The sequence below is a fragment of the Micromonospora sp. CCTCC AA 2012012 genome (assembly GCF_040499845.1).
In the GTDB taxonomy this organism is placed as follows: Bacteria; Actinomycetota; Actinomycetes; order Mycobacteriales; family Micromonosporaceae; genus Micromonospora; species Micromonospora mangrovi.
The window spans coordinates 3,940,300-3,958,426 of record NZ_CP159342.1; the positions used below are offsets into that span (position 1 = coordinate 3,940,300).

21 protein-coding genes are annotated in these 18,127 nt (G+C 73.3%); 9 read left to right on the top strand and 12 right to left on the bottom strand.

The window, feature by feature from the left end; translation table 11 throughout:
* Nucleotides 1–281: 281 nt before the first annotated feature.
* From mnmA to ABUL08_RS17190, 4 genes are all read right to left on the bottom strand, one after another.
* On the bottom strand, nucleotides 282–1,355 hold the full coding sequence (gene mnmA, locus ABUL08_RS17175; RefSeq protein ID WP_350930921.1) for a tRNA 2-thiouridine(34) synthase MnmA: 1,074 nt from the start codon (nucleotides 1,353–1,355) through the stop codon (nucleotides 282–284).
* 36 nt (nucleotides 1,356–1,391) lie between these two features.
* Nucleotides 1,392–2,567, bottom strand: coding sequence for a cysteine desulfurase family protein (locus ABUL08_RS17180; protein WP_350930922.1), 1,176 nt, complete (start codon nucleotides 2,565–2,567; stop codon nucleotides 1,392–1,394).
* A gap of 112 nt (nucleotides 2,568–2,679) precedes the next feature.
* Nucleotides 2,680–3,351, bottom strand: a complete 672-nt coding sequence (locus ABUL08_RS17185; RefSeq protein ID WP_350930923.1) for a class F sortase — start codon at nucleotides 3,349–3,351, stop codon at nucleotides 2,680–2,682.
* On the bottom strand, nucleotides 3,348–4,178 hold the full coding sequence (locus ABUL08_RS17190) for a DUF4397 domain-containing protein (RefSeq protein ID WP_350930924.1): 831 nt from the start codon (nucleotides 4,176–4,178) through the stop codon (nucleotides 3,348–3,350). Before ABUL08_RS17190 ends, ABUL08_RS17185 begins: the two co-directional genes overlap by 4 nt.
* Before the next feature lie 241 nt (nucleotides 4,179–4,419).
* Here ABUL08_RS17190 and ABUL08_RS17195 point away from each other — a divergent pair, with 241 nt between their 5' ends.
* Nucleotides 4,420–5,025: an RNA polymerase sigma factor gene (locus ABUL08_RS17195; RefSeq protein WP_350930925.1), complete on the top strand. Its 606-nt coding sequence runs from the start codon at nucleotides 4,420–4,422 to the stop codon at nucleotides 5,023–5,025.
* On the top strand, nucleotides 4,979–5,755 hold the full coding sequence (locus ABUL08_RS17200; protein ID WP_350930926.1) for an anti-sigma factor: 777 nt from the start codon (nucleotides 4,979–4,981) through the stop codon (nucleotides 5,753–5,755). Before ABUL08_RS17195 ends, ABUL08_RS17200 begins: the two co-directional genes overlap by 47 nt.
* A 179-nt stretch (nucleotides 5,756–5,934) precedes the next feature.
* Here ABUL08_RS17200 and ABUL08_RS17205 read toward each other — a convergent pair whose 3' ends face one another.
* The 4 genes from ABUL08_RS17205 to ABUL08_RS17220 all read right to left on the bottom strand — a co-directional run bounded on the left by ABUL08_RS17205 (nucleotide 5,935) and on the right by ABUL08_RS17220 (nucleotide 9,278).
* Nucleotides 5,935–6,894, bottom strand: a complete 960-nt coding sequence (locus ABUL08_RS17205) for an electron transfer flavoprotein subunit alpha/FixB family protein (RefSeq protein ID WP_350930927.1) — start codon at nucleotides 6,892–6,894, stop codon at nucleotides 5,935–5,937.
* 12 nt (nucleotides 6,895–6,906) lie between these two features.
* Nucleotides 6,907–7,686, bottom strand: coding sequence for an electron transfer flavoprotein subunit beta/FixA family protein (locus tag ABUL08_RS17210; RefSeq protein ID WP_350930928.1), 780 nt, complete (start codon nucleotides 7,684–7,686; stop codon nucleotides 6,907–6,909).
* Between the two features lie 387 nt (nucleotides 7,687–8,073).
* The gene (locus ABUL08_RS17215) at nucleotides 8,074–8,478 is read right to left on the bottom strand and encodes a hypothetical protein (protein WP_350930929.1); all 405 of its coding nucleotides are present in this window, start codon (nucleotides 8,476–8,478) and stop codon (nucleotides 8,074–8,076) included.
* A gap of 2 nt (nucleotides 8,479–8,480) precedes the next feature.
* Nucleotides 8,481–9,278 carry a GNAT family N-acetyltransferase gene (locus ABUL08_RS17220; protein WP_350930930.1) on the bottom strand — a complete coding sequence of 266 codons (798 nt, stop codon included), beginning with the start codon at nucleotides 9,276–9,278 and terminating at the stop codon, nucleotides 8,481–8,483.
* A 41-nt stretch (nucleotides 9,279–9,319) separates the two neighbouring features.
* On the opposite strand from ABUL08_RS17220, the gene ABUL08_RS17225 reads away from it, so the two are divergent.
* The 3 genes from ABUL08_RS17225 to ABUL08_RS17235 all read left to right on the top strand — a co-directional run bounded on the left by ABUL08_RS17225 (nucleotide 9,320) and on the right by ABUL08_RS17235 (nucleotide 10,528).
* Entirely contained in the window at nucleotides 9,320–9,706 is a 387-nt protein-coding gene (locus ABUL08_RS17225) for a YidH family protein (RefSeq protein ID WP_350930931.1), read from the top strand.
* Nucleotides 9,703–10,002, top strand: a complete 300-nt coding sequence (locus tag ABUL08_RS17230) for a DUF202 domain-containing protein (RefSeq protein WP_350930932.1) — start codon at nucleotides 9,703–9,705, stop codon at nucleotides 10,000–10,002. Before ABUL08_RS17225 ends, ABUL08_RS17230 begins: the two co-directional genes overlap by 4 nt.
* 118 nt (nucleotides 10,003–10,120) lie before the next feature.
* Nucleotides 10,121–10,528 (top strand): PLD nuclease N-terminal domain-containing protein, encoded by a 408-nt coding sequence (locus ABUL08_RS17235; protein WP_242797459.1) that lies wholly within the window; start codon nucleotides 10,121–10,123, stop codon nucleotides 10,526–10,528.
* A 6-nt stretch (nucleotides 10,529–10,534) separates the two neighbouring features.
* On the opposite strand, the gene ABUL08_RS17240 is transcribed toward ABUL08_RS17235, so the two are convergent.
* The 4 genes from ABUL08_RS17240 to ABUL08_RS17255 all read right to left on the bottom strand — a co-directional run bounded on the left by ABUL08_RS17240 (nucleotide 10,535) and on the right by ABUL08_RS17255 (nucleotide 14,986).
* Nucleotides 10,535–11,344, bottom strand: a complete 810-nt coding sequence (locus ABUL08_RS17240) for an ABC transporter permease (protein ID WP_350930933.1) — start codon at nucleotides 11,342–11,344, stop codon at nucleotides 10,535–10,537.
* Complete coding sequence (locus ABUL08_RS17245) at nucleotides 11,341–12,315, bottom strand: ATP-binding cassette domain-containing protein (protein WP_350930934.1); 975 nt, start codon at nucleotides 12,313–12,315, stop codon at nucleotides 11,341–11,343. The genes ABUL08_RS17240 and ABUL08_RS17245 overlap by 4 nt, the downstream gene beginning before the upstream one ends.
* A 153-nt stretch (nucleotides 12,316–12,468) precedes the next feature.
* Entirely contained in the window at nucleotides 12,469–14,091 is a 1,623-nt protein-coding gene (locus tag ABUL08_RS17250; RefSeq protein WP_350930935.1) for an acetolactate synthase, read from the bottom strand.
* Nucleotides 14,092–14,212: 121 nt separating this feature from the next.
* Nucleotides 14,213–14,986 carry an enoyl-CoA hydratase-related protein gene (locus ABUL08_RS17255; protein WP_350930936.1) on the bottom strand — a complete coding sequence of 258 codons (774 nt, stop codon included), beginning with the start codon at nucleotides 14,984–14,986 and terminating at the stop codon, nucleotides 14,213–14,215.
* Between the two features lie 98 nt (nucleotides 14,987–15,084).
* On the opposite strand from ABUL08_RS17255, the gene ABUL08_RS17260 reads away from it, so the two are divergent.
* The 4 genes from ABUL08_RS17260 (at nucleotide 15,085) to ABUL08_RS17275 (ending at nucleotide 18,114) form a co-directional block, all read left to right on the top strand.
* Nucleotides 15,085–15,675 (top strand): DUF6232 family protein, encoded by a 591-nt coding sequence (locus ABUL08_RS17260; RefSeq protein ID WP_350930937.1) that lies wholly within the window; start codon nucleotides 15,085–15,087, stop codon nucleotides 15,673–15,675.
* Nucleotides 15,676–16,235: 560 nt separating this feature from the next.
* Nucleotides 16,236–16,718: a DUF6232 family protein gene (locus ABUL08_RS17265; RefSeq protein ID WP_350930938.1), complete on the top strand. Its 483-nt coding sequence runs from the start codon at nucleotides 16,236–16,238 to the stop codon at nucleotides 16,716–16,718.
* Nucleotides 16,715–17,086, top strand: coding sequence for a DoxX family protein (locus ABUL08_RS17270; protein WP_350930939.1), 372 nt, complete (start codon nucleotides 16,715–16,717; stop codon nucleotides 17,084–17,086). The genes ABUL08_RS17265 and ABUL08_RS17270 overlap by 4 nt, the downstream gene beginning before the upstream one ends.
* Nucleotides 17,087–17,178: 92 nt before the next feature.
* Nucleotides 17,179–18,114, top strand: coding sequence for an alpha/beta hydrolase family protein (locus ABUL08_RS17275; protein ID WP_350930940.1), 936 nt, complete (start codon nucleotides 17,179–17,181; stop codon nucleotides 18,112–18,114).
* Nucleotides 18,115–18,127 lie beyond the last annotated feature (13 nt).

Sequence of the window (18,127 nt, forward strand, 5' to 3'; positions counted from 1 at the left end):
GTTCGTAGCGTCCGGAAGCACCCGGCACACCTTCTGCCGAGCGGCACCGCACCGCGACCCGAGAGCCAGGAAACCCACCGGGTGCACCAGCACGGGCAGACCGGCAGACCGGCAGACCGGCAAACCGGCAGACCGGCAGACCGGCAAACCGGCAGACCGGCAGACGCGCAGCGCCGACCTGGTGCTCGAACCGAACCGGCCCACGGCGGGCCCGGGACGCGGGCACGGGCGTGGGCGTGGGCGGGGGCGTGGGCGGGGGCGTGGAGGTGAGGGTGAAGTGCTCAGCCGGCGATGGTGGCCGAGCCGAGGACCACGTCACCGGCCGGGTCGGGGCGGTAGGCGACGATCGCCTGACCGGCGGCGACGCCGCGCACCGGGCGGCGCAGCTCGGCGTGCAGCCCGTCGGCGTCCACCGCCACGGTGGCGGGCACCACGTCGCCGTGCGCCCGGAGCTGCACCTCGCACTCGATCGGCGCGTCGGGCCGCTCGCCGCCGGTCCAGACCGGGCGGGTGGCGCGTACCTGCGACACCTCCAGCGCCTCGGCGGGGCCGACGGTCACCGTGTTGGTCTTCGGCGTGATGGAGAGCACGTAACGGGGGCGGCCGTCCGGGGCGGGCCGGTCCAGGTGCAGGCCGCGCCGCTGGCCGACGGTGTAGGCGTACGCGCCGCTGTGGCTGCCGACCACCGCGCCGGTGAGTGCGTCGACCACGTCGCCGGGGGCCTCGCCGAGCCGCTGGGCGAGGAAGCCGCGGGTGTCGCCGTCGGCGATGAAGCAGATGTCGTGCGAGTCGGGCTTGTCGGCCACGGCGAGACCGCGCCGGGCGGCCTCCTCGCGGACCTGCGCCTTGGTGGAGTCACCCAGCGGGAAGACCGACCGGTCGAGCTGCGCGCGGGTCAGCACCGCGAGGACGTACGACTGGTCCTTGGCCTCGTCGACGCTGCGCCGCAGCAGCCCGTCGGCGCCCAGCCGGGCGTGGTGGCCGGTGACCACCGCGTCGAAGCCCAGGGCCACGGCCCGGTCCAGCACCGCGGCGAACTTGATCTTCTCGTTGCAGCGCAGGCAGGGATTAGGGGTACGACCGGCCGCGTACTCGGCGACGAAGTCGTCCACCACGTCCTCGTGGAAACGCTCGGCCATGTCCCAGACGTAGAACGGGATGCCGATCACGTCGGCGGCCCGGCGGGCGTCCCGGGAGTCCTCCAGGGTGCAGCAGCCGCGCGCCCCGGTCCGGTAGGTCTGCGGGTTGCGGGCCAGCGCGAGGTGCACCCCGGTCACGTCGTGCCCGGCCTCCACCGCACGCGCCGCCGCCACGGCGGAGTCCACCCCGCCCGACATCGCCGCCAGAACCCTCACCAGCCCACTCCCTTCATCCCACCGAGCGTAGCCGGGTCAGCGGGGCGTGCGGAGGGCGGCGGCGCGGCGGGCCCGTTCGACGGCGCCCGGGAGCGCGGCGATGAGGGCGTCGACGTCGGCGCGGGCGCTGGTGTGGCCGAGGGTGAACCGCAGCGAGGACCGGGCCCGGTCGTGGTCGGCGCCCATCGCGAGCAGTACGTGGCTCGGCTGGGCCACCCCGGCGGAGCAGGCCGAGCCGGTGGAGCAGGCGATGCCCTGGGCGTCGAGCAGGAGCAGCAGCGCGTCGCCCTCGCAGCCGGGGAAGGAGAAGTGCGCGTTGCCGGGGAGCCGGTCGGTCGGATGGCCGTTGAAGATCACCTCGGGCACCGCCTGCCGGACCCGCTCGACCAGTTCGTCGCGGAGGGCGGCGACGCGGGCCGCGTACTCCTGCTGGCCCTTCACCGCGGCCTCGACGGCGACCGCGAAGGCGACGATGCCGGCGGTGTCCAGGGTGCCGGAGCGCACGTCGCGCTCCTGGCCGCCGCCGTGCAGCAGCGGGGTGGCGGCGGTCTCCCGGGCGAGCAGCAGCGCGCCGACCCCGGTCGGGCCGCCGAGCTTGTGCCCGGTGACGGTGAGCGCGGCGACGCCGCTGGCGGCGAAGTCGACCGGCACCTGACCGACCGCCTGCACCGCGTCGGTGTGGAACGGCACGCCGTGCTCGGCGGCGACGGCGGCCAGCTCGGCAACCGGCTGCACCGTGCCGACCTCGTTGTTCGCCCACATCGCGGTGACCACGGCGACCCGGTCGGCGTGCGCGGCCAGCTCGGCGCGGAGCCGGTCCGGGTCGAGCCGGCCGGTCGCGTCCACCGGCAGCCAGCCCACCTCGGCGCCCTCGTGCCCGGCGAGCCAGTCCACCGCGTCGAGGACGGCGTGGTGCTCGACCGCGCTGGAGACCACCCGGATCCGGTCGGCGCGGGTCGCCCGGCGGGCCCAGAAGATGCCCTTCACCGCGAGGTTGTCACTCTCCGTGCCACCACCCGTGAAGATCACTTCGGACGGGCGGGCGCCGAGGACGGCGGCGACCCGCTCACGGGACTCCTCCACCCGGCGGCGGGCGCGACGGCCCGCGGCGTGCAACGACGACGCGTTGCCGACCTCGCGGGCGGTGGCGACGTACGCCTCCAGTGCCTCGTCGAGCATGGGAGTGGTCGCCGCGTGATCCAGGTATGCCATCACCATTCAGCGTAACGACCAGCCGTGGACCCGTCGGACGCCGGAGGTCCCGCCGGGACGGGGGCCGTGGCGGAGCGTGCACCCGCTCCGCCCCGGCCCCGTCCCGTACGCATCAGGCGGGCACCGCCGTGACGACGATGTTGTCCCGGTAGTGCCGCGTCTTCGGGTCGAACGGGCCGCCGCAGGTGATCAGCGTCAGCCGGGGTTCGCCGTCCCGGGCGAAGTACCGGTCCAGCGGGATCTTCGTCTTCGTGTACTCCTCCCGGGCCACCACCCGGTATCCCCGCTGCCTGCCGTCCGCACCGGTGACCGTGAGGGTGTCGCCCTGGTCCAGCTCGCGGAGCCGGAAGAACGCCCCCTTGCCCTGCTCGGCGCTGTCGACGTGCCCGGCGATCACCACCGAGCCGCCCGTGGTCTCCAGCCCCGGCCCGTAGCGGTACCAGCCGACCTGGTCGACGCTCGGCGGCACCTCGAACTCGCCGGTACGCCGGTTGACGCCGACCGGGTTGACGGAGGCGACCACGCCGATCGGCGGGATGGCGAGCTTCACCGGCGGCACGGTCTTCCCGTCGGCCGGGAGGGTGCCGGCGCTCACCGGCACCGACGCGCCACCGGCGGCCGTGGTCGTCGGGGCGGCGCTCGGCGTGGTGCCGGCCAGCGCCGCCGCCTCGTCGGAGCCGACGTTCTCCGCCGGCTGCGACCCGCACGCCACCACGCCGGCGACGGTGAGCGCGGCGACGCCGGCGGCCATGGCCGCCAGCGCCCCGCGGTTGCGCACCGTCACTTGCGGCCGGTCCGGGCGGTGGCCACCCGCGCCCCGCCGCCGACCAGCAGGAGCACGCCGGCCCCGGCGAGCACGTACCACCAGGTGTCCACGCCGGTGCCGGCCTGGCCGCCGGTGCCGCTGGGCACGCCGCCCGGAGCGGAGTGCAGACCGGTGATGGTCTGGGCGACCAGCTTGAGGTTCTTGCCCTCGGCGGAACCGATCGCGTAGACGATCGTGGCGGTGCCCTCCTTGAGGTTGAGGTCGGCCGGGCCGATCGCCACGGTGTCCGTGCCGGCCAGCACCACGTCGGCCTTCACGGTGCCCGCGTCGACGTCCGCCTTGGCCTCCTTGGGGTTGGTCAGGCCCTCGAAGACGGGCTTGCCACCGGCGCGTACGTCGACCGCCGGGGCGGCGGCGGTGTGCCGGACGATCAGCCGGGCCTTGCCCGCGCCCACCTTCGAGGTGTCGTTGACGAACGGGGTGATCTCCGGCTTGCCGTCGGCGCTGAGGTGGGCGGCGAGGCTGATGTTGGCGCCACCGGGCACCTTGGCGTCGTCCACCTTGAGGATGGCCTTGTCGACGGCCTCGCCCGGCTTGGTCAGCGCGATGTCGTAGTCACCGGCCGGCAGGCTCAGCGGGCCCGCCACGTCGCCCGGCTTGAAGTTGTCCAGCGTCTTCTTGCCGTTGACGTAGACGTCGACGGGGGTGTCCGGGATGCCGTGCACGACGGAGACCTTGGACGAGGCGGCGTACGCGGGGCTCATGGTGGCCGCGCCGACGCCGGCGAAGGTCAGGGCGGCCACCGCGCCGCCCGCGGCGACCCGACGGAAGATCGAAAGCTGCATTGTCTGCCTCCTGCTGGTTGATGCTGATTCGTCAGGCCTGGCTTGCAGAACGGGATACGCCACCGTCCGGACCCCCGGATGCAGCCGGATCCAATTTCTTTTTCTTCGCCCCGGACGCATCCGGACCGGCCCTCGGCGACGAAGAACAGGTGAGACGGCTGGGACACGGAGGCACCGGGAAAGTGGGGCGGAGGCTGTGGGAGTTACAGTCGGGCATGCCCCACGGAAGGCGAACCGCCCGGTGACGGCGGTACGACAGGAACCTGAGCCTCCACCCCCGGACGACCTGGCGGAGCGGTTCCGCGCGGGCGACGAGTTCGCCCTGCGGGAGGCGTACGACCGCTTCGGCCGGGCGGTGCTCCACCTGGCCACCAGCACGCTGGCCAACCGCAGCGACGCGGAGGACGTGACCCAGGCGACGTTCGTCGCCGCCTGGCTGGGGCGGGACACCTTCGACCCGGCCAAGGGGTCACTGATCGGCTGGCTGCTCGGCATCGGTCGGCGCAAGGTGATCGACCGGCTCCGCGCGGCGGCCCGGGAGACCCGGGTGGTCGAGACGGTCAAGCAGCTGCCCGAGCCGGTCTCCACCGGCCCCGACCCGGACACCGTGGTCGACCGGCTGGTGGTCGCCGACGAGCTGGCCCGGCTCCCCGACGACCAGCGCCGGATGCTGGAGCTGGCCTTCTACGACGACCTGACACACCAGCAGATATCGACCGTGACCGGAGTGCCGCTCGGGACGGTCAAGAGCCACATCCGACGCGGCATGGCGAGCCTGAAACGCAGATGGGAGGTGGACGGTGCAGCACCTGGATCACGACCGGCTGGTCTTTCTGGCGCTCGGTGAGAGCGGGGCGGAGGACGGTGAGGCCGCCCACCTCGAGGGCTGCGACCACTGCCGGACGGAGCTGGAGAGCCTTCAGCATGTGGCCGGGATCGGCGCGGAGACCCAGGGTCTCGGCGACCTGCCCGAGCCGCCGGACCACGTCTGGCAGGGCATCATGGCCGAGATCCGGGCCGCCGAGGAGCTGCCGTCGCTGAGCGAGCGGCGGGGACCGCAGGCCCCGGCCGCCGCGGAGGGCGCGTCGGCTCCGGCGGTCACCCCGGTACGTCCCCGGCGGCCGGGCCGCTGGTCGCGCTGGGCGGTCACCGCGGTCACCGCCGCGGCCGCCGCCGCGATCGGTGTGGTCGGCACGGCCGCCGTGCTGCGGTCGACCGACGTCGACCAGCCCGCTCCGGCGCCGGCGGTGCTGGCCAGCGCGCCGCTGTCGGCGTACGGGTCGACGCCGAAGGACGCCAACGGGGACGCGCGGGTGCTGGGCGACAACCAGTTGCACCTGCACGTCGCGAATCTCCCGAAGGTTCCGGGGTACTACGAGGTCTGGCTGATCGATCCGACGACGATGAAGATGTTCTCGGTCGGTACGCTGAGCAAGGACTCGGGAGACGAACTTCTGCCGATACCATCGAACGTGGATCTCCGCAGGTTCACGGTCGTCGACGTCTCCGCCGAGCAGTACGACAACAAGCCCGCCCACTCCGGCGACAGTCTGCTGAGGGGCACCCTGACGGGCTGATCGGCGGGCCGGCTCAGCTCCCCGGCCCGCCGATCAGCTCCCTTCCCACCGCACCGGGAAGGGAACCGGCACGCAGATACACGGAAAGAGTGGCCATCCCATGCGGAATGGCCACTCTTTCCGTGTATCTGGCAGGTCCGGTCGGGGCGTCGCCGACGGCGGCGCCCCGACCGGGTGGGTCACTTGCGCTTGCGGATCTCGTCGGCGGCCTGCGGGACGATCTTGAACAGGTCGCCGACCACGCCGAAGTCGGCCAGCTCGAAGATCGGGGCCTCGCCGTCCTTGTTCACGGCGACGATCGTCTTCGAGGTCTGCATGCCGGCCCGGTGCTGGATCGCGCCGGAGATGCCCAGCGCGACGTAGAGCTGCGGGGAGACCGTCTTGCCGGTCTGGCCCACCTGGAACTGGTGCGGGTAGTAGCCGGAGTCGACGGCCGCGCGGGACGCGCCGACGGCGCCGCCGAGCAGGTCGGCCAGCTCCTCGACCAGCTTGAAGTTGTCGGCGTTGCCGACGCCGCGACCACCGGAGACGACGATGCCGGCCTCGGTGAGCTCCGGGCGGGAGCCCTTCTGCTCGGCGACCCGCTCGACGACCTTGGCCAGCTTGTCGGCGTCGGTGACGGCGACGGTGAGCTGCTCGACGGCCGGGGTGGCCGGCGCCGGGGTCGGGTTGACCGAGTTGGGCCGGACGGTGACCAGCGGCAGGCCCTTGGTGACCTTGGACTTGACGATGGTGGAGCCGGCGAAGGCGACCTGGGTCGCGGTGCCGTCGGCGTCCAGGCCGACCACGTCGGTCAAGATGCCGTTGTCCAGCTTGACGGCCAGCCGGGCGGCGATCTCCTTGCCCTCCTGGGCGGAGGCGAGCAGCACGGCGGCGGGCTGCACCCGCGTGACCAGCTCGGCCAGCACGGTGGCCTTGGGGGCCACCAGGTAGCCGTCGATCTCGTCACCCTCGGCGGCGTAGATCTTCTCCGCGCCGTACTCGCCCAGCTTGGCGCTCAGCGCCTCGGCGGCACCGGTGCCACCGAGCACCACCGCGCTGGGGGTGCCCAGCTCGCGGGCGAGGGTGAGCATCTCCAGGGTGACCTTCTTGACGCCGAATTCCTTGGTGGCTTCGACGACGACGAGAACCTCAGACATGGTTCAGACCTCTCACACGAACTTCTCGGTGGCGAGGAACTCGACCAGCTTGACGCCGCCCTCGCCCTCGTCAGTGATCTTGGCGCCGCCGGAGCGCGGCGGACGCTTGGTGTGCTCCAGCACGGCGCTGGTCGCGCCGTCGAAGCCCACCTCGGCCGGGGCGACACCGAGGTCACCCAGGGAGAGGGTCTGCACCGGCTTCTTCTTGGCGGCCATGATGCCCTTGAAGGACGGGTAGCGCGGCTCGTTGATGGTGTCCCAGACGGAGACCACGGCGGGGGTCGAGGCGGTGACCACCTCGTAGCCCTCCTCGGTCTGCCGCTCGACGGTCAGCGTGCCGCCGTCGACGGTGAGCTTGCGCGCGCCGGTGAGGGCGGCGACGCCCAGCCGCTCGGCGATCATGTGCGGCATGACCTGGACCCGGCCGTCGGTCGACTCGGCGCCGCAGATCACCAGGTCGGCACCCAGCTGACCGAGCGCGGCGGCGAGCACCTTCGAGGTGGCCACGGCGCAGGATCCGTGCAGGGCGTCGTCCACCACGTGCACGGCCTTGTCGGGGCCCATGGAGAGCGCCTTGCGGATCGACTCGGTCGCCCGGTCCGGACCCATGGTCAGGATGGTGACCTCGCCACCGTGCGCTTCCTTGATCTTCAACGCCTCTTCGATGGCGTACTCGTCCATCTCGTTGATGACGTTGTTCGCCGAACCGCGGTCGACGGTGTTGTCGTCAGAACGCAGGTTGCGGTCCGCGCCCGAATCGGGCACCTGCTTGACGAGTACGACGATGTTCATCGCGCTTCGACGACCCTCCTGTTGGTGTTGCGATCACTCGCCCGGTCTCGGGCGCAGCCTCCCGCGTGACTTAACGGTCGGTCAACCGCGGGCTGCTGTGCAGTTGCCCACGGCGCAATGTTACCCGCAAGTAGCATTGCCTCCCCGGAGCCTCAGGGTGACACAGCTCACCGCCGCCTGCCGCGCGGGGTAAACTCCCAATTCGGGAGGTTACGCACATGTCGGAAATCAGCGACCGCTCGCCGGCCGGACGGACGGCGCGCGGTGTGGACGCCGCCCGCCAGGCCTGTCGACGGATGCTGCCGGACACCTACCGGTGCGCCTGCGGTCGGATCCGCGACCGGTGCGTACGGGCCAACGTGCGGGCGCTCTGGTCCCCCGGCCAGGTCACGCCGGCTCGGCCAGCGCGGACCTGATCCGCTCGATGACCGCCGCCTCCGCCGGCACCACCCCCCGGTGCACCTCGGCCACCCGGTCCGCGGCGGCCAGCACCACCGACCGGTACGCGTCGAGGTCGGCCGGGGACTTCGCCCGCAGGATCTCCACCGCCCGCCCCAGCGCCGCCAGCACCACCGACTCGATCTCCAGCGCGGAGTCCCGCGACAGCTGCGGCAGCGGACCGGTGGTGAGCGCCTGCTTCACCACCCCGCTGGCCGCGTCGAGGGCGCCGGAGGCGGCGATGCTCTCCCGCACCATGGCCAACATCCCGGGGTCGGCGTTCGAGACCAGGAAGACGGCGCCGAACGCCCCCGTCTTCAGGGTCAACTGCTCCTCCGCCGTCAACGGCTCCATGATCACGGAGTGTAGACGTACGGGGTGGTCGTGGTGACCGCTACGAGCCCGAGCCGCTCCAGGATCGGCCGGCTGTCCGGTGAGCAGTCCACCTGGAGCAACGTCTTCCCGCGCTGCTCGGCCAGCCGCGCCCGGTACGCCACCAGCGCCCGGTAGACGCCCCGGCGCCGCCACTGCGGCAGCGTCAAGCCGCCCCAGAGGGTGGCGAAGCCGGTGCCGGCGATGTATCGGATCCAGCCGGCGCTGACCACCGTCTCCCCGGCCTCGGCCACCACCACCGTGATCGACTGCGGGTCGGCCGCGATCTCCTTCGCCAGCCCGGTGACCAGGTGACTCCGGTCGTCGTGCCAGACCTCCTCCTCCATCGCGGCGATCCGCTCCAGGTCCTCCCGGGTGGTCACCTCGCGCAGGCGTACCCCGTCGGGCGGGGTCGGGACGGCGCCGGCCAGGGCCGCGACCGGGCCGACCACCACGGTCTCCTCGTCCTCCGGGACGAACCCGGCGGCGCGCAGCCGGTCGGCCAGGTCGGCGGGCTCGTCGTGGCCGTTGAGCTTCCACTCCACCGCCTCGCCACGCCCCCGGAAGAACTCCACCTGCCGGGCGATCAGCGCGTCCAGCTCCGCCCCGGCCAGCCCGTCCAACGTGCGGTACGTGAGGAAACCGCGCTGGTCGAGGCCGAGGATCCGGACCAGCGGGCCGTCCCGCTCGACGGTCACGCCCGCCGGCAGCGGGTCCGGGATCTCCGGGCGGATCTGGCTGTCATAGGCGTCCCGCAACGTACGCGCGTCAAGATCGGTCATCCCTCCAGGCTAGGCAGCGGGCAAAGCGGATAATCGACGATGTGTGGGAGGCGATCAGGCGGTGGTTCGACCCGCGCGAGCTGCGGTCGGTGGGCACCACCCCCGACTACCGCTTCTCGCTGGCCAACGAGCGGACCTTCCTCGCCTGGCTGCGCACCGGCCTGGCGTTCATCGCCGGCGGGCTGGCCGCCGCCCAGTTCCTGCCGCCGTTGCCGTTGGCCCACCTGCGCGAGGTGATCGCCGTCGCGCTGCTGCTGCTCGGCGGCGCGGTCGCGGTGCGCGCCGTGGACCACTGGGCGCGGACCGAACGGGCCATCCGGCTCGGCGAGGAGCTGCCCGCCTCCCGCTTCCCCGCGGTGCTGGCCCTCGCCGTGGCGCTCGGCGCGCTGCTCCTGATCGCCGCCGTGCTGGCCCGGGCGATCGGGTGACCGGCGACCCGGGGCTCCAGCCGCAGCGCACCCGGCTGGCCTGGCGGCGCACCCTGCTGTCGTTCACCGTCGTCGCCGCCCTCCTGGTCCGGCTCGCCGCCACCGGCTCCACGACGGGCGCGCTGCTGGCCGGGGCGAGCGTGCTGACCTGGCTCGGCGTGCTCGTCGCGGACTGGCACCGGGCCACCGGCGCCGGGGCACGCCGGGTCCGGCGCTGGTCCTTCCCGCTGACCGCGCTGGCCGCCGCCGGGATGGCCCTGCTCGGGGTGCTGGTGGTGCTGGTCCGCACGCCCTGACCGGACCGGCCGGTGCTGGTCCGGGCACGCTGACCGGACCGGCCGGTGCCGAGCCGGACGCGGCGACCGGTCGGCCGCGGGCTGCGCCGGACCGCCCCGGTGGTCCATGATGTCCGGCATGGTTCGCCTGTACGGGCTTCTCTTCCTGGCCGAGGTCGTGCTCGGCATCTGCGCCCTGATCAGCTGCCTCTCCGCCGAGGAGGGCCAGATCCGGGCGCTGCCCCGGATCGCCTGGGTGCTGATCATCCTGATCTTCCCGCTGGTCGGGTCGATCGCCTGGTTCGTCGCCGGCCGGGAGCCGGCCGGCGACCGCCCGCGCACCGCCCGGCCGGTCGGGAACGGTTTCGCCGAGCCCGACCGCCGCCGCCAGGTCGCCCCGGACGACGACCCCGAATTCCTCAGCTCTCTCGCCGAGCGGTCCCGGCAGCAGGACCGGGAACTCTTCAGCCGCTGGGAGGAGGACCTGCGCCGCCGCGAGGACGAGCTGCGCCGCCGGGACGGCGAGCAGGACCGGCCGGAGGTCTGAACCCGCTCACACCCGACGTCGGAGGCCGCGTACCGCCAGCGGGGCGAAGACGGCGAGGATGACCGCGGCCCAGAGCAGCGACCTGACGGTCGGCCCGGCCACCGGACCGCCGATCAGCATGCCGCGCAGCGCGTCGGCCAGGATGGTCACCGGGTTGACCTCGACCCACCGCTGGAGCCAGGACGGCATGGTGTCGGTCGGGACGAAGGCGTTGCTGGTGAAGGTGAGCGGGAAGATCACCATGAAGCCGAAGATCTGCACCTTCTCCGGCTCGCTGACCAGCACCCCGACCAGCACCGAGAGCCACGAGAAGGCCAACGAGAAGGCCAGCAGCAGCGCGAACGCGCCCAGCAGACCGACCGGCCCGTTGCCCAGCCGGAAGCCGAGGATCGCGCCCACGCCGATCAGCAGCGACACCGACCAGGCCTGCTTGACCGTGTCGGCGAGGATCCGGCCGGCCAGCGGCGCCCAGCGGGCGATCGGCAGCGCCTGCAACCGGTCGAAGACCCCCTTGGTCAGGTCGTTGTTCAGCCCGAACCCGGTGGTCATGGTGGCGAAGAAGGCGTTCTGCACGATGATGCCGGGCAGCGCGAACTTCAGGTAGTCGCCGGGGCTGCCCGAGATCGCGCCACCGAAGACGTACGTGAAGAGCAGCACGAACATCACCGGCTGGATGCTCAGGTCGAGCAGCTCCATCGGGTTGTGCTTGATCTGCACCAGGCTGCGCCAGGCCAGGGTGAGGGTGTGCCGCACCCCGGCGGCGAGGCCCGGCCGGCGGGCCGAGGCCAGCGGGGCGGCGACGGTGACGGCGGTCATGCCGGGATCCTCTCCAGGTCGGTATCGGCGCGGCTCTCCTGCTCGGCCCGGTGACCGGTCAGCGAGAGGAAGACCTCGTCCAGGCTGGAGCCACGCAGGGCCAGCTCCGCGACGGTGACCTCGGCGGCCTCCAGCCGACGGACCACGGCGGGCAGCACACCCGGGTCGGTGACCGGCACCGAGACGGTGGTCTGGGCGACCTCGGGGGTCGCGCCGGTGACCTCGCCGGCGATCGCCACGACGGTGGGCAGGTCGGCCGGGTCGGTGGGGCGGACGGCGAGGACCTGGCCGCCGGTGCGCGTCTTCAGCTGCTCCGGGGTGCCCTGGGCGATCACCCGGCCGTGGTCGACGACCGCGATCTCGCCGGCGAGCTGGTCGGCCTCCTCCAGGTACTGCGTGGTCAGCAGCACGGTCACCCCGTCGGTGACGAGGCCCCGGACGATGTCCCACAGCTCGTTGCGGCTGCGCGGGTCCAGCCCGGTGGTCGGCTCATCGAGGAAGAGCACCTGCGGCCGGCCGACCAGGCTGGCGGCGAGGTCGAGGCGGCGACGCATGCCGCCCGAATAGGTCTTGGCCGCCCGGTCGGCGGCGTCGGTGAGCTGGAAGTCGGCGAGCAGCTGCCGGGCCCGGGCCCGGGCGTCGCCCCGGCTCAACCCCAGCAGGCGGCCGATCAGCAGCAGGTTCTCGGTGCCGGTGAGCGTCTCGTCGACCGAGGCGTACTGACCGGTCAGGCCGATCAGCTGGCGCACCCGGTGGGCGTCGCGGCGGACGTCGTACCCGCCGACGGTGGCGTGCCCCTCGTCGGCGGCGAGCAGGGTGGCCAGCACCCGCACCGCGGTGGTCTTGCCCGCTCCGTTCGGGCCGAGCAGACCGAACACCGTCCCGGTGGGGACGGCCAGGTCGACTCCGGCGAGGGCGGTGGTCGCGCCGAAGCGGCGGACCAGTCCCTCGGCGCGGATCGCGTACGTCATCGAAACTCCCGTCTGTGTCGCTGGTGGCCCAACGATGAACGAGGGGTCTGACGTTACGGTGCCGGCCGCCGACATTCCGCTGATTTAGCCGGGGACAGAAAAGCCGCGACCGCCGTCGCCGGTCACCCGGCGACGGCGGTCGGAGGTCCGTGGTCAGGCCAGGTTGGACGACCGGGGGTACGCGTCGGCGGGATCGGTCAGCACGTTGACCAGGTACGGCACGCCGGCGTCGAAGGCGCGGGCCAGGGCGGGACCGAGGTCGGCGGCCTTCTCCACCGTCTCCCCCGCGCCGCCGAGCGCCTCGACGACCTTGTCGTAGCGCAGGCCGGGCTGGAGGTCGGCGGCCACGTCGTAGCCGTACATGGCGCGCATCGGGTGCTTCTCCAGCCCCCAGATGCCGTTGTTGCCGACCACGATCACGACGGGGAGCCGCTGCCGGGCCAGCGACTCGACGTCCATCAGGCTGAAGCCGGCGGCGCCGTCGCCCATCAGCACGCAGATCTGCCGGTCGGGGTGGCTGACCCGGGCCCCCATGGCATAGCCCAGACCGGTGCCGAGGCAGCCGTACGGGCCGGGGTCGAGCCAGGTGCCGGGCTGCGAAGGCTCCAGGTACTTCCCGGCGTACGAGACGAAGTCGCCGCCGTCGCCGATGGTGATGGCGTCGGGGGCGAGGACCTTGCGCAGTTCGCCGTAGACCCGGGCCGGGCGGATCGGGTCGGTGTCGGCGGCCATCGCCTCGCCGTCGCGGGCCTTCGCGGCGTCCTCGGCGACCCGCAGCTGGGCGATCCAGTCGGCGTGGTCGGCCCGGTCGCCGGGGTGCTCGGCGAACGCGGTGAGGACGAGTCGCAGGTCGCCGGCGGGCGCGGCAGCGGGCTGCACGTGCCCGGCGCGCTGGCTGGGCGCGTCCACGACGTGCACCACCTGCGCGTCGCCGAAGTCGCCGAAGCCGAGCCGGAAGTCCAGTGGGGTGCCGACGACCACGACCAGGTCGGCGCCGGAGAGCGCGACCCGGCGGGCCTTGGCGAAGGCGAGCGGATGGCTGGGCGGCAGCGCGCCGCGGCCCATACCGTTGGTGAAGACCGGCACCTGCAACGCCTCGGCGGCGGCCCGGAGGGCGTCGACCGCGTCGGCGGCGTACACGTCGGAACCGGCGATGATCACCGGCCGGCTCGCGCCCGCGATCAGGCCGGCGGCCCGGGCGACCTCGTCCGGGTCGGCCTCGATCGGCGCGATCGGCGATGCCGCCGGCAGTTCCGCGTCCCCGACGGAGAAGACCGCCTCCAGCGGAAAGTCGAGGAACGCCGGGCCGCGGTGCGGGGTGAGCGCGGCGGTCAGGGCGGCGGTGACGGCACGCGGGATGTCGTCGGCGCTGAACACCGTCTCGGCGTGCTTGGTGACCGGGGCGACCAGCGGCAGGTGGTCCATCTCCTGGAGGCTGCCGGAGCCCCAGCGGAACTGCGGGGCGCGACCGCCGAGCACCAGCACCGGGGAGGCGTTGAAGAAGGCGCTGGTCAGTCCGGAGACGCCGTTGGTGACGCCGGGGCCGGCGGTGAGCACGGCCAGGCCGGGGCGGCGCTGGAGCTTGGCGACCGCCTCGGCGGCGAAGACCGCCGACTGCTCGTGCCGCACGTCGTAGATCGGGAAGCCGGTCCGGTGCGCGGCGTCGTAGAGCGGGAAGACGTGCCCGCCGGAGAGGGTGAACATCTCCCGTACGCCGTGCGCGCGCAGCGCCGCCAGCGCCAGCTCTCCGCCGTGGCCCTCGACCCGTTCCGTCATCGCCGCTCCCCTTCGTCGCCTGACCGGTGTCACACGCTACTGGCCGGTAGACGGGATGTGAACCACTCTCGGGTCGGCGGCGGGTGAGCGCCGCCGACCCGGGGTCGGCGCAGCGGCCGGATCAGCGGCCGGTGAAGTCGGGCTTGCGCTTCGCCACGAACGCGGCCATGCCCTCGCGCCGGTCGTCGGTGGCGAAGAGCGCCGCGAAGAGCTGACTCTCCCAGGCGAGGCCGGAGTTCAGGTCCATGTCCAGGCCGCCGTCCACGGCCAGCTTCGCCGCCCGCAGCGCCTGGACCGGGCCGGTCAGGTAGGGCTGGACCAGCGCGACGGCGGCGTCGTAGACCTCGGCGGCGGGAACCACGCGGTCGGCCAGGCCGATCCGCAGCGCCTCCTGCGCGTCGACCATCCGGCCGGACATGATCAGGTCCTTGGCGCGGGCCGGGCCGACCAGGCGAGCCAGCCGCTGGGTGCCGCCGGCGCCGGGGATGATGCCGAGCTTGATCTCCGGCTGGCCGAGCTTGGCGTCCTCGGCCACGATCCGCCAGTCGCAGGCGAGCGCCAGCTCGCAGCCGCCGCCGAGGGCGTACCCGGTGATCGCGGCGACCACCGGCTTGGGGATCCGGGCGATCGCACCGAGCGCGCTGGACAGGTCGGCGGCGCGCTCCGCCATGTCCACGTAGGACATGTCGGCCATCTCCTTGATGTCCGCGCCGGCGGCGAAGACCTTCTCCCCGCCGTACACGATGACCGCGCGGACCTGCGGGTCGGCGGTGGCGGCGGTCGCGGCGGCGCGCAACTCCTCCTGCACCTGGGTGTTGAGCGCGTTCATCGGCGGCCGCTCCAGCCGGATGGTGCCGATGCCGTCCTTGGTTTCCAGCCTGACGAACTCGCCCACGCTGCCCTCACTTCCTCGTCGAAGTCGCGTGCCAACCTTACGACCCGGGTCGTTGGGGTAAGTAGGCTGGTGTCCGCCCCGCCACCGGGAGTCAGGCCATGATCACGTATTACGACGACAGGTCGGTGCAGGTCACCTCCACCGCCGTCCGGGTCGACGGGCGGGCCTTCCCGCTCGACGAGATCGGCATGGTGTGGCACCGGCGCGGCAGCCGGTCCTGGCGGGTGCTCGCCGGTCGGGGCGCGCTCGCCGCCGCGCTCGCCGGTCCACTGGTCGCCGCGCTGCTCGGGGTCGCCCTGGCGGTGCTGCTGCACCGCTCCCCCACCGTCACGGTCGCCATCGTCGGGGCGTCGGTGCTGATCGGGCTCGGGGTCGGCCCGCTCGCCGACTTCCTCTTCGAGCACCTCGACCGCTCGTACGCCCGGGGCAGCCGGCAGCTGGAGATGTGGGCCCGCTGGCGCGGTGAGCCGGTCCGACTGCTCGCCACCGGCGACGCGCTGCGCTTCGGCCAGATCTACCGGGCCGTCCAGCGGGCCATGGAGTCCGTCCCCGCACCGGCTCCGGCCGGCCGGTCCGGCCGGTCGGGCGGCTCTCGTCCTGCCGCCGGTCAGCGCAGCGGGGCGGTCGGCCGGGGTCGGCGGGCGATCGGTCCGGCCGACAGCGACCCGAGGCCGCCCGCCGGGCGGTAACCGTCCTGCGCACCTCACCGCACCGCATGGCACCGCATGGCGACGACGCGGAGCTCGCCTCGGAACCGGCCGCCGCGGCGTCCGGGCCCACGGCGCTCGGCCGCTACGAACTTGATTACATTCTTGAATCACCCGAGGAACACGCGAGCTACCGGACACCGCAGGGCCACCGGCATCCCGGGATCGGAAACCCGGGCCCGAAGGCGGGCCGCCGTCGCGTCGCGCCTCCGCCGGGTGGCGTCCGCCGGCCTGCCGACGATCTCACCGTCGAACCCGAGCACCTAATCGCAGCCCGGCAGCGGCGTCCGTTCGTCCAGCGGGGTGATTCAGCAATGTAATCAAGTTCGTAGCGTCGCGGCAGACCACCCGGCGCCCCGACCGGACGGCCCGCTGGACGCGAGCGGGCGGGCGCGGGCGGACCGATCTGGGCGAACCCGAGGAAGGACCGGCTTGGGCCGACCCGAGACCGGACCCGAGGGCGGACCCGAGGGGCGGCCGGCGGGGTCGGACGCGCCGCGTCGACGTGGCCGGCGGTTGCCGGTGGGTGGTTAGGCTTAGTGATGACCCTCTATTACCGGGACGACGCGGTACAGGTCACCTCCGAGTCGATCCACGCGGGTGGACACGTCATCACGCTCGCCGACGTGGCGTACGTCTGGCACGCCCGGGGCGCGACCACCCTGGCGGTCCGGGGCCGGGTGCTGGGGCGCGGCGTACTGGTCCTGCTGCTGTCCCTGCCGCCGCTGGTCGCGCTGATCTGCGTGGTCTCGCTGGCCTGGGCCGCACAGGACCGGGGCAACTGGAAGCTGGCGCTGATCATCCTGGCCGCCTTCGTCGTCGTCGGCCTGGCCCTCACCCCGTTCCTGGAGGTGCCGCTGAGCTGGCTCGACCGCTCCTACGAGCGCGGCAACCGGGTGCACGAGCTGTGGGTGCAGCACCACGGGCAGGAGGTGATGCTGCTGCGCACCCCCGACGCGTTACGGTTCGGGCAGATCTACCGGGCCGTGCAGCGCGCCGTCGAACAACAGGGGGACCATCGATGACCACTCGTCGCGGCGAGGCGACCGCACTGGCGGGGTTGCTCGCCGTCGCCGGCGTCACGCACCTCGTGCGGCCCGGCTTCTACGACCCGATGGTGCCGCGTGCGCTGCCCGGTCCGGCCCGCTTCTGGACGTACGCCAGTGGGGTCGCGGAGCTGGCGGTGGCGGCGGCGGTGGCACGCCCGGCGACCCGCCGGACCGGGGCCCTGGCCGCGGCCGCCCTCTTCGTCGCCGTGCTGCCGGCCAATGTGCAGATGGCCCACGACTGGCGGCGGCGGAGCCCCGCGCAGCGGGCCGTCGCCTACGGCCGGCTGCCGATGCAGGCCCCGCTGATCTGGTGGGCGGTCCGGGTGGCTCGCAGCCGGTCATAACTCCCCGGTTATGGCGGAACCGGGACGTGGGCAGCACCCGGCGGCTCTGCTCTCCTGATTGGACAGACGTCCGTCGATCCCGGGAGGCTGTCATGTTGAGGAAGTTGATCGTCGCGGCAGCGGCGGCGCTCGCCCTGGTGCCACCGGCATCCGCGCAGGCCGCCCCGGCCGGCACCACCGCCGGCCCCGCCGGCGCGGTCGCCGCCGACCCGTCGGCCCCCGGCGCCCACCCCGCCGGCTACGTGGACACCACCGTCAGCGCCGCGGGCCGTTCCTTCTCGGCCCGGATCTACTACCCGGCCAGCACCGCCGGCAGCGGCCAACCGGTGGCGGCGGGCCGGTTCCCGGTCATCGCCTTCGGCCACGGCTTCCTGCAGGGCGTGTCGAAATACCAGTCGACCATGTCGCACCTGGCGACCTGGGGCTTCATCGTCGTCGCCCCCACCTCCCAGGGCGGCTTCTCGCCCGACCACAGCGCCTTCGCCGACGACCTCAACGCCGCCCTCACCTGGACCGTCACCCAGGACACCACGAGCGGCTCGCGGTTCGCCGGGCACGTCGACGGCAACCGGCTGGGCCTCTCCGGGCACTCGATGGGCGGCGGCGCGAGCATCCTCGCCGCCGCCCGCAACCCGAAGGTCGTCACGGTGGCGAACCTGGCCGCCGCCGAGACCAACCCGTCCGCGAAGACGGCCGCCGCCACGCTCACCGTGCCGGTCCGGCTGATCGCCGGCGACCGGGACGGCATCGCCCCGGTGGCCGACCACCAGCGGCCCATCTACACCGCGAAGCCGGCCGCCAAGCAGCTCCGGATCATCAAGGGCGGCTTCCACTGCGGCTTCCTGGACAGCACGTCGTTCTTCTGCGACAGCGGCTCGATCAGCCGGGCGACCCAGCTCACACTGAGCCGGCGGCTGCTCACCGAGTGGTTCCTGCGCTACCTGGCCGGCGACACCACGTACGACGACGCGGTGTGGGGCGCGCCGGCGCAGAACGACCCGCAGGTCACCTTCGAGGGCGTGCGCTGAGGCTCCGGCGCGG

Excerpts from the sequence above, each read along its gene's own strand:
- ABUL08_RS17270 (WP_350930939.1), top strand. The coding sequence starts at position 16,715 with ATGACCACTCGTCGCGGCGAGGCGACCGCACTGGCGGGGTTGCTCGCC.
- ABUL08_RS17210 (WP_350930928.1), bottom strand. The coding sequence starts at position 7,686 with ATGAACATCGTCGTACTCGTCAAGCAGGTGCCCGATTCGGGCGCGGAC.
- ABUL08_RS17275 (WP_350930940.1), top strand. The coding sequence starts at position 17,179 with ATGTTGAGGAAGTTGATCGTCGCGGCAGCGGCGGCGCTCGCCCTGGTG.
- ABUL08_RS17215 (WP_350930929.1), bottom strand. The coding sequence starts at position 8,478 with ATGGAGCCGTTGACGGCGGAGGAGCAGTTGACCCTGAAGACGGGGGCG.
- ABUL08_RS17235 (WP_242797459.1), top strand. The coding sequence starts at position 10,121 with ATGGTTCGCCTGTACGGGCTTCTCTTCCTGGCCGAGGTCGTGCTCGGC.
- ABUL08_RS17245 (WP_350930934.1), bottom strand. The coding sequence starts at position 12,315 with ATGACGTACGCGATCCGCGCCGAGGGACTGGTCCGCCGCTTCGGCGCG.
- ABUL08_RS17205 (WP_350930927.1), bottom strand. The coding sequence starts at position 6,894 with ATGTCTGAGGTTCTCGTCGTCGTCGAAGCCACCAAGGAATTCGGCGTC.
- ABUL08_RS17180 (WP_350930922.1), bottom strand. The coding sequence starts at position 2,567 with ATGGCATACCTGGATCACGCGGCGACCACTCCCATGCTCGACGAGGCA.
- ABUL08_RS17190 (WP_350930924.1), bottom strand. The coding sequence starts at position 4,178 with ATGCAGCTTTCGATCTTCCGTCGGGTCGCCGCGGGCGGCGCGGTGGCC.
- ABUL08_RS17260 (WP_350930937.1), top strand. The coding sequence starts at position 15,085 with ATGATCACGTATTACGACGACAGGTCGGTGCAGGTCACCTCCACCGCC.
- ABUL08_RS17240 (WP_350930933.1), bottom strand. The coding sequence starts at position 11,344 with ATGACCGCCGTCACCGTCGCCGCCCCGCTGGCCTCGGCCCGCCGGCCG.
- ABUL08_RS17250 (WP_350930935.1), bottom strand. The coding sequence starts at position 14,091 with ATGACGGAACGGGTCGAGGGCCACGGCGGAGAGCTGGCGCTGGCGGCG.
- ABUL08_RS17265 (WP_350930938.1), top strand. The coding sequence starts at position 16,236 with ATGACCCTCTATTACCGGGACGACGCGGTACAGGTCACCTCCGAGTCG.
- ABUL08_RS17220 (WP_350930930.1), bottom strand. The coding sequence starts at position 9,278 with ATGACCGATCTTGACGCGCGTACGTTGCGGGACGCCTATGACAGCCAG.